Source organism: Eubacterium sp. BL-380-WT-2B (assembly GCF_009696115.1).
GTDB lineage: Bacteria > Bacillota > Clostridia > Eubacteriales > Eubacteriaceae > Eubacterium > Eubacterium callanderi.
The window spans coordinates 20,961-35,641 of record NZ_VUMP01000003.1 but is presented as its reverse complement, the minus strand read 5'-3'; the positions used below and the strand labels follow the sequence as shown (position 1 = coordinate 35,641).

The following is a 14,681-nucleotide window of genomic DNA, read 5'->3' as shown; positions in this document are numbered from 1 at the left end:
GCAGCTTATTTCAGCTTTACAGCTCAATGACAATTTTTTTATGCTTAACCTCATAAGCTTCATAGGTGATCCCAACCATATCAAACATTCTTTTGGAGGCAATGACCGCGTCCGTATCCGCATATTTATCTTCCATGTAAATAACCTTTTGGATTCCCGACTGAATAATCGCTTTGGCACATTCATTACAGGGAAAAAGCGTCGCATAAAGGGTCGCTCCCTTCAGGGAACGGCCGCCGTTGTTTAAGATGGCATTAAATTCGGCATGACAGACGTAAAGATACTTTGTTTCAAGAGGGTCACCCTCCCTTTCCCAGGGCATATTGTCATCATGACAGCCTGTGGGCATGCCATTATAGCCCATGGTTAAAATTTTGTTGTCCGGGCTTACAATACAGGCCCCTACCTGCGTCCCAGGATCCTTGCTCCTCTTGGCCGCCAGCAAGGCGATTCCCATGAAATATTCATCCCAGGATAAATAATCTTCTCTTTTCATTCTCTTTCCTCCTCATCCTGTCCTCTATAAATTCGCTTGCACAATACGCAGCCCGTCGGCGTTGCGGCCATGCCCCCAAGGGCTGTTTCCCGCAGCTCTGGCGGCAGCCTTCTTCCAACCTGCAGCATAGCGCTGACGGCCTCGTCAAAGGGAATAAGATTTTCCACGCCGCTCAGCGCGATCTCTGCGCTGATGATGGCATTGGATGCCCCGATGGCGTTCCGCTTCTGGCAGGGCGCTTCCACTAATCCTGCGATGGGGTCACAGACCAGTCCCAGCAGATTTGAAAGGGCGTTGGCGGCTGCGCCCAGACACATCTGCGGTGTACCGCTGAAGAGCTCGGTCAGCGCGCTGGCGGCCATGGCGCTGGCAGCGCCGACCTCGGCCTGGCAGCCGCCCTCTGCTCCGGCTACGGTGGCATTGCGTGAAATAATGTAACCGATGGCCCCGGCGTTGAATAAGGCTTTTTCCATCTCGGCATCGCTGAACCCGTGTTCCTCCTGAATGGCCAAGAGTACGCCGGGCAGTACACCGGAAGATCCGGCGGTGGGGGCTGCAACGATCAGCCCCATGGAGGCGTTGACTTCAAGCACACCCATGGCGTAGGCGATGGCTTTGGCGGTCAGGGGCCCGCTGATGCTTTTACCGGCCAGGCGCCGCGCATTAAGCTTGCGTGCTTCACCGCCAATGAGTCCGCCAACGGAGGTCAGCTCTTTTTCAAGAGCGGTTCTGACTGCGTCTTTCATGATTTCCCAGGCGTGGTGCATCCGGCCTTCTGTTTCCTCAGGTGTGTTTTCCAGATAGGTGGTTTCTCTTTTCAACATGGCCTCGGAAATCGTGCACTGATGGCGGTGGCAGCTTTTTAACAGGGTACTTCCATTTGTGAAATTCATCGTTTTCCTCCTACAGCTCAATGCGCGTAGCGCTGATAATATTCCCGGATGCTTCGATGGCGGCAATGACCTCACCTGTGATCTCTTCGTCGGTTTCAATGATGGTGTAGGCGATTTCGCCTTTCTTTTCCCGGTAAAGCTTTGTAAAAGCGATGTTGATCTGACAGTCACTCAGGCAGCGGGTGATGTGGGCCAGCACGCCGGGTTTGTCCCTCTGCTTGACCAGTATGGTGTTATATTCGCCGGAAAGGGCGATCTCGACACCGTTGATTTCCCGGATTACTGCGGCTCCGCCGCCAATGGACTCTCCGACAACAATGGTGGTCTGTCCCTCTGTATCGGTGATGGTAATGGCCACAGTATTGGGATGGATATCTTTTTTCTCGGTATTGGTGATAAAACGGTATTCAAGCCCTGCTTTTCTGGCGTATTCAAAGGAATCCCGGATGCGGTAGTCTTCGGTGCCAAAGCCCAAGATTCCGGCCACCAGCGCTTTATCTGTCCCGTGGCCGCGGTAGGTCCGGGCAAAGGAGCTATAAAGCACAAACTCTGCCTTCCGGATACTTCCCTTAACCATTTTTCGGGCCAGCAGCGCAATTCTCAAGGCTCCCGCGGTATGGGAGCTGGAGGGCCCGATCATATTTGGCCCAATAATGTCAAACACGGTTAATTCTTTCAATTGCTTCCCCTTTATATTTTAGAAGTTCTTCCAAATAAGTTTACTCTTTATTTTAATGGATTCTATACTTTTTATCAAGCCGCAGCTTCTGCGCATTTTTGGAAATCCGAACATTTTGTGCTGGCTCGTCTTCTTTTTGAGTCTTCAGACTGTCCACCGACGTTGCTGGCGAGCTGGTCTGCTCTTTTTCCAGTATATTTTTTATATCCGTCAACAGATCTATCTCCGTCACTGCGTCCTGTTGATCCTGATTCTGCTCTTTACGGCTGAGCTTCCGGATGGCTTTTGTCACTATATAAATAGACAACGCTATGATAAAAAAATCAATGGCATTCTGCAAAAAATCCCCATAGGAGATCACAAGCTCTGGACGGATAATTTTATCCCCCTCAAGAGTTGCCGGGTGCAGCACCAGTCTCAGCGTTTTAAGATCAATACCCGCTGTCAGATAGCCAAAAAAGGGCATGAGAATATCGCTGACCACCGAGGACACGACCCTGTTAAAAGAATTCCCAATGACCACACCGATGGCCAGGCTGAGGATATTCCCCTTAAACGCAAATTTTTTAAAATCATCAAACACAAACCTGCCTCCCTTCACGTTATACTTATTACCCTTTTTCAAAAAATAAAAAAAGAAAGCCTGAGCTTTCCGAGCGAACGTTTAAGCTGTCAGACTTTCTAATGTGGATTTCACATAACATTTTTTTGCAGACTGTCCGCTTGGAAGCGCATTGATTATCGCATCCTCAAAGCCCGCCTGCTTCACCTCATTAAGTGTCAGATTTGTTTCTTCCATGGTCATTTTTAACAGAGCAATGACGGTTTCCTTCTCTGTTTTCATTTTTTCTGCTCTTGCGCAGGCCAGTAAAAACAAAGATCTTCCTTTTCTGTCGATACGGTCTGAATAAGCGTGTCTCGCGAGGGACATTGCTTTCCGCATCATTTCTGTACTGTATAACATGATTTTAGCACTCCTTTCTTTTTATATTTCTATTGTATATATTTACCCAGAAGATATCATTAGAAACATGTTAAAACTTGTGCTCAATCGCATTAAATCAGAAAGGCTTAAGCATTGACAGCCACAGCGTTTCTCCGGTACTGGATAAAGAAAAAAATACCAGCGCCAATTAAGGAAGCCCCCAGCCCAGTGTAAAAGGTACCGAGATAGAGCGGAGGGATTAAATGTGACATTCTTAAGGTTACTCCAAAGGTAATCATAAAAATCATAATCAGATAACTCTTTTTATCAAAAAAACGGTAAAATGGGATCTTCCCGTCTCCGTAATTCATAATACGTGCGCTGTGCTTAACTACCATCTTATGAAACACAAATTTAAAAAACAGACCGAACACTACCACTGAAAACAATAGCGGGAGTAACGGGCTATGCCAGTTTGCAATCATATCCGGCGTGCCGATCCGCATAATATTAAAGCCTGCGATAAACCAGACAGCGCCAGCCAGTAACAGCAGTTTAAGCTTATCGACTTTTGGAATTATTTTCTTCACTTAATTTATCCTTTCTTTATTCACAATAGAGCACCTGCTCCAGCATCTGGGTTAAAAAGCCGCATTCCTTTTCTCTTTTTCCCATAAGAAGCAGTAAATTGTCAAAAACAAAATCAATCAAGGCCGTTTTTGTGAACTGATCATTCCAGATGTCCTGTCTTATGGCAGTGTCGTTTTCCAGAACCTTCAGCAATCCCTTTTTGATATGTTCAAAATAGCGGGCTTCCTGCTCTTTACCGCCCTGGCCAAGATCCAGCCTGGTAATTTCCTCCAGCCAGCTCTCATAAACCTCCTGTACATTACAGTATAAACGCTCATAGACACCTTTTATAAAAAGGCAAAAATTCTTTTCTTTAAATAAATCATCCCCCATGCCATGAAAGGCTGATCGCCAAAAGTCTTCGATAACGGCAAGCATCAGCTCACTTTTGGTTGGAAAATAATTATATATGGCACCGACCGAGATGCCGCATACAGAGGCAACTCGCCGGATACTGATTTTAGAGAGACTTTCTGTCCGCGCGATTTCCCGGGCAGCTGTCACCAGTGCTTCCCTGGACGTTACGTTTATATTCATTGTTTCCTCCAAAATGAACATCGTTCATATTACTATATTAAATCTTTTTTGCAGTTTTGTCAATCTTTTAAAATAGAATTATTTTAATTTAAGCTTTTATAAATAATCCGCCTCTTATACAATCTCTGTCAAAATTCACAATCTCTGTTTTAAATTAAATGAATTCTAATTTTCTTTTCTGTTTAACCCTCCCAATGCAGGTATATACAATTACGAACAAATTTTAAGGCTGTTTTGACAGAAAGGAGCACTTATAATGAAAAATCTTGACGAATTAAAAGAAAAAACACAGGAAATAAACAATAAAGCCAGCCAGAAAGCAAAGGAAGCGGTCGATAAGGTAAATGAAAGCGTGGAAAAGGCCGCAGATAAAATAAACGAAGCTGCTGAAAATATGGTCGGTAAACTGAACCAAGCTGCCGATAAGGCCAAAGATTCGGTTGAGGAATCCAGAAAAAAGGTTAAGGATAACTCAGAAGATGCCGCTTCCACGGCAAAAGCCAAGGCCGATGAAACCATTGACAAGCTAAAGCATAAGACCGCTGAGGTTGCAGACACAGCCAGGGAAAAGACGGTTGAAGCTGCCGACAACCTTAAGGAGCAGCAGGGCATTGAGCCTGACAACCGCACATCCTATATCTCTTAAGCAATATAAAAAGCTATCGCTCAAAACACAGCGATAGCTTTTTTCGCATAGCAGATATGAAAACAGACTACCCGACATCAGGAATACCTGTGACAGCAGAGTAGCAGTTTTCTGTCAAGGCTTAATATATGCATAGCCCTCTTCCTGCCTTTGGGCCAGTTCAATGACGCCTGCGGGAACGATGGTAACAAAATCACACAAATCCTCTTTTGAAAGCTGATGAGCATTCAATGCGTTTTGACAGGCCGCAATGCGTACCTGCCCATCTGACAGCTTTTGCAGCCTTTGGTATAACGGCTCTTCGATACAGCGGCGTACCAGCCCGGTAACAGCTTCGCCATTCACCACAATCTCAGCCTCCAGCGTAAGCTCGTTATCTTGAACATACTTAACGGCATTGGCAGCATTGGTGGCCGCCATACTCAACCGGTCTGTATCATCCACATGAAACAGTATTTTCATTTTAAAACACTTCCTTTAATGGTTTTTTCTTATTATACCCGGACCAGCGCTTGTTTACCTGAGCCCAGGCAGGTTTTAATCTTCACTTTGGATTTCTGCTGACGCTTGTTTTTTTCGTTTAACCAAAACAGTGGTGCAGTGCGGGCAGCGTACTGCCTTTTGGGGTATTTCGGTATAGCAGTAAGGACAGGTTTTTGTTTTTTCTTCCTCTTCCTCACTGTCCTTTGTTTTTCTGAGACCCGCCAGCTTATTCATGCCCTTGACCATCAGAAAAATAACAAAAGCCATGATAATGAAATTGATAACTGCTGTTATAAAAGCGCCGTAGCGGATACTGGCATCCCCGATATTGATTGCGAGATTGCTGAAATCAACACCACCAAAAAGGCCGAGAACCGGTGAAATAATATCCCCGGTTAATGAACTGATAATTCCCTGAAAGGCCGCGCCCATAATCACCGCGACAGCCAGTTCCATCACATTGCCTCTGAGCGCAAACTCTTTAAATTCTTTTAGTAAATTTTTCATAAACACAATCCTTCCCTAAGTTGTTTTAATAAATATATCCAACTTACAGAAAAAAGCAACATTTTTATCAACTTTTTAAAACCAGTGGTTCCGCTTAAAATAGATAACCGAGGCAACGATCACTCCGGCGCTCAGGATAATAACCATGGGATAACCGTAGAGGCTTTGATACTCTGGCATATTAAAATTCATACCATACCAGCCGGCAATCAGACTGAGCGGAAAAAAGATGGTAGTGATAACAGTAAATAATTTCATGGTCGTATTGAGGTTTATGTCCACCTCAGCCTGATAAGCCTCACGTATCTGTGCCACATATTCAATAAGTGAGAGCACATTGTTATAAAGGCGGTCCACCTTCCCTGACAAAATCCGCAGCAGCTTTAAAGACTGGTGATCAAAAAGCTTGTTTTCATTCAAGTCAATATATTTAAAAACAACACTGACCTGCTCATAATACCTTTTCAGCAGTACCAGCTTCTTTCTGTAGCCGATAATATTGTTCACATAGTTTTTATTTCTCTTGTCATCAATGATCTTTTTCTCAAGAGCCATAACTTTCTCTTCAAATTTATCCAGATAGCTGTTGTCATCCTCCAGAAGTTTATCGAAAAGATGAAACAGCAAACGGCCAAAGCTCACCTCGAGCTTATCGTACGCTGAAATCCGCTTAAGAATTCTGCTGACAAATTTCCTATCCTCACAGACTATAAAAAAAGCATTTTCCCGGATAAACAAATGCATTGTCGGGACATCCAGCTTCATTACCGCCAGATCGACCACAGCAATACAGAGCATATCCAGCCGGTCATAGCTTTCAAAGCGGATCGAGTCATTGGACAGTGTCCGCTTTAGAAGCCCGGAGTGAAGTCCAAATTTATCCCCCAGCGCGCCGGCCGCCTCGTAGGTGTAGACACCAATATATTTCTTATCGGGTTCCAGCGCTGTTTCATCTTCGATAGGGTAAATCCCTGATTTTTCCATCAAATATAACATTTCATCATCCATTCCTGATTCTGTATTTTTATGGGAGATTAATCATTAGCACACCGTAAGCTCGCTCGTTGACCCAAACGGACAGGGCGGCCAGCGAAACCTTAAAAATACCATAGCCCTCTGTATCTATGACAACCGGCTCTGAAAAGTGACGGGTACAGTCCCTGAAAGACTGGCCCGCGCAGGCTGCTCCAATATACATCCGTTTTTCCCCCTCCGGGCCGTTGGACAGTAAAACACCAATGCCGGAATCCGGATGCTCAACGTCCCCTTCTCTGGTCCATCCCACAATATTCGCATCGTCAAAATAATCATGCTGCTGTCCGTAGGCGTAAAGGCTCCGGACCCTCAAAAGCATTTCCAGTCCAATGACTGCTGGCAGATTGTCGTGGGGCATGGCATAATAATCCCCGTAAAAAATACAGGGATAGCCGCTTTCCCTCAGCAGGATCACCGCGTAGGCCTGGGGCTTGAACCATTCCTGCACCCAGGATTCCAGGGATTGTCCTGGCTGTGTGTCATGGTTATCCACAAAGGTTACGGCCTTATCCGGAAAGGCGGCAACCAGCGTGTTTTCCAGCAGGCTGCCCATATCAAAGGCCTGCCCCTCACAGGAGGCCTGATGAAACTTAAAATGCAGCGGCACATCAAAGAGTGACATACTCCAGTTACAGACTTTAAAGTAATGCTCCAGCGTTTCGACATCCGCACTCCAGTATTCGCCCACTGAAAAAAGCTCTTTACCCGTTGTATCTCTGAGATAGGAGAGCCATTCATCAAAAAACTCGAAACGGATATGCTTAACCGCATCCAGGCGGAAACCATCCATATTGGCAGTTTCGAGATACCATTTTCCCCACCGCTTCAATTCCTCGACTACCTCCCGGTTGGTCATATCAACATCTGTGCCCATCAGGTAATCATAATTACCGTTTTCCGGATCCACCTCGCTGTCCCAGCCCTTGTCATGGAACCGGTAAATACCGCCGCTGTTGCTTTTATTATCCCAGTCTGTCCCGTCAAAATAGCGCCAGTTCCAGGTGAAATCCGAATATTTTCCATTTCTTCCTGGAAAAGTGAATCTTGTCCAGGCTGTAATGACACTCTTTTCGCCGATTTGCTCATTTCGGTCCGTTTCCCTGCTCTGGATCGCTTCCGTTTCCTCACATTCATCTGCGCCAATCCGGTGGTTTAATACAATATCGGCTAAAACCTGAATCCCCTCATTGTGAAAAGCGTCAATAGCCATTAAATATTCTTCACGGGTGCCGTATTTGGTGGCAATGTCGCCTTTCTGGTTAAATTCTCCCAGGTCATATGTATCGTAAACCGCATAACCCACATCGTAAATACCGTCCGCGCCTTTATAGGCTGGAGGCAGCCACACGGCAGTAATTCCAACTTTTTTCAGATTTCCTGCCTGAGCAGCGCACCGTTTCCACAACAGCTTATCTGCCGGAAGGTACCATTCAAAATACTGCATCATTGTTCCGTTATTCATTTTATCACCTTCTCATAACGATTATAGGTTTTGGCTTTTATTATATCATGCGGAAATTATAAAAACATTAAACCACAATGAAAACGACGCCACATTTTAGCAAAATAAAAGACACGCCCTCAGACGTGCCCGGATTTGCTTAACCGTGTTTATTCAACATCTGCCGCTGCATCGGGCTTCGGTGATTCTGAATCAATACATCCCTGTGGAAATTCGGCGGAGCAAATGGTTTCCTCGTAAATATATTCACCACACTTGCCTGTGTTATCAGCTGTCAAGGCGGCACCTCTTTTATCCTTTAAAAATGCGCTTGTATCTTTTTCCATCATAAATACCTCCTTTTAGTGTTATTTAGTTTTTACCCAAAGACCCGTTAAAAATAACACTTTACCTCAAATTTCAGAAAAGCATAAAATCAACGGTTCAATGTTGAATTTTTTTATTTGAACAAGTATAATAGCACTGAGCCAAAACGTTCAACTAACAAAAGAAAAGGAGAAAAATATGGGCTTTCAATTTGGTAAAAGAGGTTATACCTTTGGCGTAATAGCCATTATTCTGTGGGCGCTTAACATCCTCTTAAGCTTTCAAAATAACACCAATCCAATTTCACTTGTTTTAAGCGGCATCATCCTTATCTGCGGCGTTGCAGCCTTTTTTATGGGGAAAAAAGAGCTGGCGGCAGATCCGAAAAATGATAACGCAAAAACCGGACGGACCATTGGTCTTATGGTAGTCGTCTTTAAAGTGGCCAGCCTGCTGTTCTTTATATTCGGCGGCGGACGTCTTTTTTAACACCTTATGCCTGGCTCGCCAGGCTTTTTTTATACATAAAGAGGCTCCCGCCAAAAAGCGGAAGCCCCTGAGAAAAATGAAAAGTTTTCTGGTGTCTGATTTAATTATAGCTGCTTTCTGCCCTGAGCACCAGTTAAATGCTTGTTAAATTATATTGATGTTAAGCTCTCAATCTCGTCGTCTGAGCAGCCCATTGCTTTCAGCACCTCTTTTGTGTGATAGCCGACCGGATAACCGCCGTATCGGTATTGGGCAGGGCTTTCGGACAACTTGACCGCTGTGCCGTACTGGGTGACCTTTTTACCATCTGACAGCGGCAGCTCTACCTCTACCACCATTTCACGCTCACGAATATGCGCATCCTCCCACAGAGCCTCCTGCACTGACAGTACTGGCTCCACACACACATCGAGGCCGTCAAAAACAGCCATCCACTCATCCCTTGTTTTTTCCTTGAGAATCCCCCTTATGACCTCCTTGACCGCCTTTACGTCCTCAGGCCATACCGATCCCTCGATCAAGTCCTCACGCCCGATACAATGACAAAATTCTGCCCAGAATTTTGGCTCAAGGGCGCCAAGGCTTAAATACTGTCCATCTTTTGTCTCATAAAAATCATACATACAGCCGCCATTCAGACGTTCACCCTCGCGCTTCGGAACTTTTCCATCCGCCAGAAAGGCTGTGCCGTCCATACCATTAAAGGGAATGAGGCCGTCCAGCATGGCAATATCCACACGCTGTCCCTTCCCTGTCCGATTCCTGTACTGGACCGCTGCCAGAATCCCGATAACTGAGTTCATTGATCCCACCGCTACATCGGCTACCTGCATATTGGTCAGAACCGGTCCTGTTTCCGTACGGCCAGCCTGGGCCATGTTGCCGCTTCTTGCCAGATAATTAATATCATGCCCAGCCCTGTGGCTCAAAGGGCCTGTCTGTCCATACCCGGTTAAGGAGCAGTAGATCAGACGCGGGTTGATCTCGGCAAGGGCTTCATAACCCAGTCCCAGCTTTTCCATGACCCCAGGTCTGAACTGCTCCATAACAATATCATATTCCATGATCAGCTTTTTAACGATATCGACGGCTTCCGGCTTTTTCAAATTCAGCAGCATGGTCTTTTTATTTCGCCCAAGCCAAGCCTGGTTCGCCGATACATCTGTCCCCTCAATGAAGGGCGGATAGTCTAAAACAATATCCGGCTTGCCCGGTCCGCTTATTTTCAACACCTCTGCTCCCAGGTCTGCCAGCATGGTTGTGGCAAAGGGGCCTGGTAAAAGTGTTGAAAAATCCAGTATTTTCAAGCCCTCCAGAGCTCCTTCTTCTCTTTTATCTGTCATTGTCATAATTCCTCCCCATTTTTTAGCTTCATTTTAACAGAATGACCGCTGTTATGCAAAAAACAAAAATGCCTCCGGCGGACCGGAGACAAAAAATGAGGGGAAAAGAATCATTCAATTCTTTTCATTCGCTTTTGCATTTAAAGACAAAAGCTCTTTGGAATTCTTCATTATTTTATTCTTTTAGCGCTAAAGTTTCAATGCACTTTGCCTCTGTTTACTGCTAAAATCTTGACAGAAAAAAATTCAAACGGATCTAAAACAGACAACTATTTTTAGCTATAGCCAATTTTAAACTCTAAAAGAGTAAAATTTTGCCTTTTTTTACGCTTTTTCTTTCATTTCTTTAAATAAAGGCTCGAAAAGCTCTCGAATAATAACCTCAACAGAAAAATATTCATCAATAGTATTAAAGGCTTCGATCATACTCTTTGGAATTGCTTGTCTTTGAAGCCTTATGCCGCAACACTGTTCTACTCCCTCGGCAACTTCTCTCTCCAACCCATCGGCATTCTCTATTTTACCTGTCAGATATTTTAAACAACACCGGTGGATAAGTCTGAGGGTTTTATACCAGAGGGGACGCTCGGGCACTAAGTCCATTCTTAATCCCAGACGCTCAACTCTTTTGCCAATGTCAAATCCAAAATTACACAAAATATGATTTACTGCAATTTCCTCTTTAAGCACAGTCTTACGTATATCCAGATCAACACTGATACCATCTGTATAGTTTAAGATTAAAATTCCTTTTGGCTTTTCCGTATAATTAGTCATGGCTAAAGAACCATAGCCTGATATTATTTTTTCCAGTTGTCCTGCCGTTATATTTCCTGTTAAGATCAAGTCGATATCCGAAAAACAGCCTGCCTTTCCTGCCGCCAGAGATCCCTCTAAAACAAGGGAAAGTCGCTGTTCATTGCATATATCCTGCATATAATCGATATACTTTCTGTGTTTTGGTGTTGGGTAATTTATTTTCATCTTTACTCTCCCAATTTCTAAATAAAACCGATTTTTCTTAAAGGTTTATTACTCTTACAGCAGGAGGCTGCTAAGAGCGTTATTCGTCATGCCCTTTGGATATATTTGTTCTATACAAATATAAAAAGACCTTTAAACTTGAAAGGAGTGATTTCTATGATGTCAGAACTCGTAAACCCTGGTACAGACAACCAGGCACCGGGTACCTATAAGGAAGTAGGCCCACGCGGCGGCGAAATTAAAAACGGCCGTGTTGTCACAATCGCCAAGGGAGACCGCCTTCCCCCTACTCAGGAAGCCGGCCATAAATGGAAAAAGCAATAATCCTACAAGCCACTGACTGTCAGTGGCTTTTTCCATATTCACATGTTATAATGAGAAAAAAGGGCGTGAATCCTATGTCAATGCATTTTGTCGCTTCTACCCTGGTCGATTCCATCGGCTACCACAACGGAAATTTGTATATCCAGTTTAAAAGCGGAAATTTATACGAATATTTTAATGTTCCTTTCCGCCATTACCAGGGCATGCTGGCTGCGGAATCCGTGGGCAAATATTACGGCAAACATATCCGCGGGCAGTACCCGCGCAAAAAAATCGCATATAGCTTATAGATAGCAATTCATCAAATTAGCCGGGGCGTACTGATCTCCGATTTTAAAGAATTTTTCGTAAATGCCGATGGTCCTAAAGCCAAATTTTTCATAAAGGTGAATAGCGGCCTCATTATCGGAACGAACTTCCAGCTCGACGACCTCACAGCTTATCCTCTCCTCTGCGAATGCCATCAGAGCCTGCATCATTTTTGTGGCGATCCCCTGATTCCAGTAAGACTTTCGAACAGTCAGGCCCAACTCGCCCCGATGACGGATACGCGGCTTATCATAGGCCGTGATCGAGCCCAGAGCTACGATTTCGCCATTAATTTTCCCAACATACATGACCGATTCACCGGATTCCTTTGTTCTTTGAATAAAAGTCTCCTGGGCTTCCACCGTCATGCCAGATCCTTCACTTCCATAGGTTAGATTATCACTCTCCGCGCCTATTGCGTCGCGGTATTGTAAGAGTGCCTTTGCGTCCTCCTTCTCAGCCTGCATAATGGTTAGATGATTCATCCTGTACTTTCCTCCTTTTCCGGTCATTAGCATTATATTATAATCTAAATTCCATTTTTTGACAAATAAAAAGCGGCCCTTTTGAGAGCCGGTTTTTTTACTTACTGAATGACCACTAAAAACATTTTAAATGCTTCAAGGGCATCCACACTGTGGGGAATACCTTTTGGCATAATAATCATTTCGCCTGCGCTGACAGCCTTCTGCGGATCATCACCGATGGTGATTCCTGCTTTTCCGTCCATAACGTAGAGCAATGCGTCGCCGCCCGCGACATGAGTACTCAATCCCTCACCTTCTGGGAAAGAAAAAACTGTGATACTCAAAACGTCGTTCTGGGCAAGGGTTCTGCTTTCTACTCTTCCCTCAGCGTAATCAACCAAATTCGCCAGGGCATGCACTGTTCTTAAATCTATATTTTTAAAACGTTCATTCATCATAAGTACCTCCATTTGTTTTGTTGTTATTAATATATACCCTTTTCCACAACAAGTCCGTGACATTCGCAACATTTAAGCGAAGCTTAAACAGAAAAATCCCCGGATCACAAAGACCCGGGGATTTTAAAAAAGGAAAAGTTGGGGGAGTAAGTTTTATTAATTTAAGTAAGAGGTATGTGTGTTCAAAAATAATTATACCCCTGTCAGAATGGTTTAATCATATCCGCAATCTAAACAATTAAATTTTTCTTCTTTTTAAAATGAACGCTCTCTTCTGGTGTCAGATTATCGACCTCTTTCAGCATTTGCTCAAGGATATTCTCAATCAGTCCGTCTACATAAAAAATATCCAGATTGCGGCTCTTCTGTTCCTGTGCTATCTTCATTTTTTCTCCTTTTATCAAAAATCCTGTTCTAGCCTTTCTCAGATATACTGGTAAACAAGCTGAACATAGAACATATTCCCATATTTATAACGCCAGCCACCATTTGCTTTCAGGGCAATGGGGTTTAGATAGGTCACTTCTTCACCGCCGGATTTCTGTCTGGCGTATTCCTCTGCCAGCTCAACAGTGTAGGTGCCTCCATTTTCTGCGACAAAGTCAAGAAACTCATCGCCGAAATTGTAAGCCTGCACGACAGTGTTAAAATCACATCCTTTTTCCGCAGCAAGCCTCAGCAGCTTTGCAAAATAGCGGCAGCCCTGGTTAATGGACTCATCTGTCTCAAGGCTGTTTGGCGGCAGCCCCAGCGACTCGCTGGACTGCATTACGTCCTCGTGGTTACCTCCGGATTCTACCTGCATAACCGCTAGCAGATAATCCGTATATTCTTCAATCCCATACTCGGCAGCGTACTGCGCGACCACAGGCCTGTATTCAACAACCGCTGACGAAAGCCCTCCTTCCTGGGCTTCATCATTGTTTTTATTTCCCCTTCCAGCCATAAAGCTGCAATTAAGAAGAAGGACACCTGCGATCACCACGATCCCCCAGATAAGCGGTCTGAACCGTTTCTTCTTTCTGGCACGCCTTCTTTTTTTCATAAAATTAAAATCCCTTTCAAAATAATGTTCAGACACTATTCTAATCTTTAAATCTTATATAAGAATTAATTTAAGCCCTCTATTAAATGTAAATTTAATAGAATTGTGCTGAGTACTTTATTCCAGGGCTGCCAAGTGCAAATAAAAAACCCGAACCCCAATCAGACACTGGGTTTCAGGCATCTTCTTTACTATAATGGAGCGGAAGACGGGATTCACAGTCTTTACTTTTATTGGTGTTTTTTCACATTATATAGTGTTATTAATTTTAGAAAACACTATATAATGTGATTGTTTGTTTTTTAGTGATCCCTATTATAATTCTATAAGGGGCAAAAAGAGGGGCAACATAATTATTCAAATTTTGTGCATATACAGTATAACATACAAAAACGCTAAAAGGCACTAAAAAATATATAATAATTTTATTTTCACTAATCGATCAAGTTAACCCTCTTCTTAAACTCCCGTACAACTTCCTCAACCGTCAGCCCCTAGAGTCGGTCCTGTGTCTGTTGAATAATGCCATTTACAACCCCATCCTTGTAGAACACATCCAAATAGTAGCCTTTATACTCTTGCGCGATTTTCATTATTATCCTCCATACAAGAAAACACCAAAACAATAAAAGCCCCCGATTCGACCAGGGGCTAAAATACACC

Annotated in this window: 22 protein-coding genes; 4 read left to right on the top strand and 18 right to left on the bottom strand. The window is 44.1% G+C overall.

Annotated features, from left to right (window positions below; genetic code table 11):
• Window positions 1–16: 16 nt before the first annotated feature.
• The 7 genes from FYJ53_RS06205 to FYJ53_RS06175 form a co-directional block, all read right to left on the bottom strand.
• Window positions 17–496 (bottom strand): dCMP deaminase family protein, encoded by a 480-nt coding sequence (locus FYJ53_RS06205; protein WP_013379654.1) that lies wholly within the window; start codon window positions 494–496, stop codon window positions 17–19.
• The gene (gene sdaAA, locus FYJ53_RS06200) at window positions 493–1,389 is read right to left on the bottom strand and encodes an L-serine ammonia-lyase, iron-sulfur-dependent, subunit alpha (RefSeq protein WP_154557195.1); all 897 of its coding nucleotides are present in this window, start codon (window positions 1,387–1,389) and stop codon (window positions 493–495) included. The genes FYJ53_RS06205 and sdaAA overlap by 4 nt, the downstream gene beginning before the upstream one ends.
• Before the next feature lie 10 nt (window positions 1,390–1,399).
• Window positions 1,400–2,068, bottom strand: coding sequence for an L-serine ammonia-lyase, iron-sulfur-dependent subunit beta (gene sdaAB, locus FYJ53_RS06195; protein WP_154557194.1), 669 nt, complete (start codon window positions 2,066–2,068; stop codon window positions 1,400–1,402).
• A 52-nt stretch (window positions 2,069–2,120) separates the two neighbouring features.
• Entirely contained in the window at window positions 2,121–2,651 is a 531-nt protein-coding gene (gene mscL, locus FYJ53_RS06190) for a large conductance mechanosensitive channel protein MscL (RefSeq protein ID WP_371720490.1), read from the bottom strand.
• A gap of 81 nt (window positions 2,652–2,732) precedes the next feature.
• Window positions 2,733–3,032 (bottom strand): hypothetical protein, encoded by a 300-nt coding sequence (locus FYJ53_RS06185; protein ID WP_154557192.1) that lies wholly within the window; start codon window positions 3,030–3,032, stop codon window positions 2,733–2,735.
• A 107-nt stretch (window positions 3,033–3,139) separates the two neighbouring features.
• Window positions 3,140–3,583, bottom strand: a complete 444-nt coding sequence (locus FYJ53_RS06180; RefSeq protein ID WP_013379649.1) for a hypothetical protein — start codon at window positions 3,581–3,583, stop codon at window positions 3,140–3,142.
• A 16-nt stretch (window positions 3,584–3,599) separates the two neighbouring features.
• Window positions 3,600–4,160: a TetR/AcrR family transcriptional regulator gene (locus FYJ53_RS06175; RefSeq protein ID WP_195840243.1), complete on the bottom strand. Its 561-nt coding sequence runs from the start codon at window positions 4,158–4,160 to the stop codon at window positions 3,600–3,602.
• Between the two features lie 256 nt (window positions 4,161–4,416).
• Between FYJ53_RS06175 and FYJ53_RS06170 the strand changes: the two genes are divergently transcribed.
• The gene (locus FYJ53_RS06170) at window positions 4,417–4,806 is read left to right on the top strand and encodes a hypothetical protein (protein WP_154557190.1); all 390 of its coding nucleotides are present in this window, start codon (window positions 4,417–4,419) and stop codon (window positions 4,804–4,806) included.
• Window positions 4,807–4,920: 114 nt separating this feature from the next.
• Here FYJ53_RS06170 and FYJ53_RS06165 read toward each other — a convergent pair whose 3' ends face one another.
• The 5 genes from FYJ53_RS06165 to FYJ53_RS06145 form a co-directional block, all read right to left on the bottom strand.
• Window positions 4,921–5,268, bottom strand: a complete 348-nt coding sequence (locus FYJ53_RS06165; protein ID WP_143074398.1) for a DsrE family protein — start codon at window positions 5,266–5,268, stop codon at window positions 4,921–4,923.
• Between the two features lie 75 nt (window positions 5,269–5,343).
• A complete protein-coding gene (gene mscL / locus FYJ53_RS06160; RefSeq protein WP_013379644.1) occupies window positions 5,344–5,796 on the bottom strand; it encodes a large conductance mechanosensitive channel protein MscL in 453 nt (150 codons plus the stop codon).
• Window positions 5,797–5,871: 75 nt separating this feature from the next.
• Window positions 5,872–6,792 (bottom strand): CorA family divalent cation transporter, encoded by a 921-nt coding sequence (locus FYJ53_RS06155; protein ID WP_050814042.1) that lies wholly within the window; start codon window positions 6,790–6,792, stop codon window positions 5,872–5,874.
• A 28-nt stretch (window positions 6,793–6,820) separates the two neighbouring features.
• Complete coding sequence (locus FYJ53_RS06150) at window positions 6,821–8,293, bottom strand: alpha-amylase (RefSeq protein WP_154557189.1); 1,473 nt, start codon at window positions 8,291–8,293, stop codon at window positions 6,821–6,823.
• Window positions 8,294–8,442: 149 nt separating this feature from the next.
• Window positions 8,443–8,622, bottom strand: a complete 180-nt coding sequence (locus tag FYJ53_RS06145; RefSeq protein ID WP_013379641.1) for a hypothetical protein — start codon at window positions 8,620–8,622, stop codon at window positions 8,443–8,445.
• Window positions 8,623–8,797: 175 nt separating this feature from the next.
• Here FYJ53_RS06145 and FYJ53_RS06140 point away from each other — a divergent pair, with 175 nt between their 5' ends.
• Window positions 8,798–9,088: a hypothetical protein gene (locus tag FYJ53_RS06140; RefSeq protein ID WP_090411672.1), complete on the top strand. Its 291-nt coding sequence runs from the start codon at window positions 8,798–8,800 to the stop codon at window positions 9,086–9,088.
• Window positions 9,089–9,237: 149 nt separating this feature from the next.
• Here the strand turns inward: FYJ53_RS06140 and FYJ53_RS06135 are convergent, their stop codons facing one another.
• Together FYJ53_RS06135 and FYJ53_RS06130 are read right to left on the bottom strand one after the other, a co-directional pair.
• Window positions 9,238–10,431 (bottom strand): CaiB/BaiF CoA-transferase family protein, encoded by a 1,194-nt coding sequence (locus FYJ53_RS06135; protein ID WP_123876041.1) that lies wholly within the window; start codon window positions 10,429–10,431, stop codon window positions 9,238–9,240.
• A 324-nt stretch (window positions 10,432–10,755) separates the two neighbouring features.
• On the bottom strand, window positions 10,756–11,415 hold the full coding sequence (locus tag FYJ53_RS06130) for a hypothetical protein (RefSeq protein ID WP_073382318.1): 660 nt from the start codon (window positions 11,413–11,415) through the stop codon (window positions 10,756–10,758).
• A 156-nt stretch (window positions 11,416–11,571) separates the two neighbouring features.
• Here FYJ53_RS06130 and FYJ53_RS06125 point away from each other — a divergent pair, with 156 nt between their 5' ends.
• Both FYJ53_RS06125 and FYJ53_RS06120 read left to right on the top strand, forming a co-directional pair.
• Window positions 11,572–11,739: a YjzC family protein gene (locus tag FYJ53_RS06125; RefSeq protein WP_013379637.1), complete on the top strand. Its 168-nt coding sequence runs from the start codon at window positions 11,572–11,574 to the stop codon at window positions 11,737–11,739.
• 74 nt (window positions 11,740–11,813) lie between these two features.
• Window positions 11,814–12,029, top strand: coding sequence for a KTSC domain-containing protein (locus FYJ53_RS06120; RefSeq protein WP_041690115.1), 216 nt, complete (start codon window positions 11,814–11,816; stop codon window positions 12,027–12,029).
• Here FYJ53_RS06120 and FYJ53_RS06115 read toward each other — a convergent pair.
• The 4 genes from FYJ53_RS06115 to FYJ53_RS06105 all read right to left on the bottom strand — a co-directional run bounded on the left by FYJ53_RS06115 (window position 12,024) and on the right by FYJ53_RS06105 (window position 14,018).
• Window positions 12,024–12,533: a GNAT family N-acetyltransferase gene (locus tag FYJ53_RS06115; RefSeq protein WP_013379635.1), complete on the bottom strand. Its 510-nt coding sequence runs from the start codon at window positions 12,531–12,533 to the stop codon at window positions 12,024–12,026. The two genes, FYJ53_RS06120 and FYJ53_RS06115, sit on opposite strands and share 6 nt — an antisense overlap.
• A gap of 101 nt (window positions 12,534–12,634) precedes the next feature.
• Window positions 12,635–12,973 (bottom strand): cupin domain-containing protein, encoded by a 339-nt coding sequence (locus FYJ53_RS06110; RefSeq protein ID WP_013379634.1) that lies wholly within the window; start codon window positions 12,971–12,973, stop codon window positions 12,635–12,637.
• 230 nt (window positions 12,974–13,203) lie between these two features.
• Window positions 13,204–13,359: a hypothetical protein gene (locus tag FYJ53_RS21125; protein ID WP_013379633.1), complete on the bottom strand. Its 156-nt coding sequence runs from the start codon at window positions 13,357–13,359 to the stop codon at window positions 13,204–13,206.
• Window positions 13,360–13,397: 38 nt separating this feature from the next.
• A complete protein-coding gene (locus FYJ53_RS06105) occupies window positions 13,398–14,018 on the bottom strand; it encodes a lysozyme family protein (protein ID WP_050814041.1) in 621 nt (206 codons plus the stop codon).
• Between the last annotated feature and the right edge of the window lie 663 nt (window positions 14,019–14,681).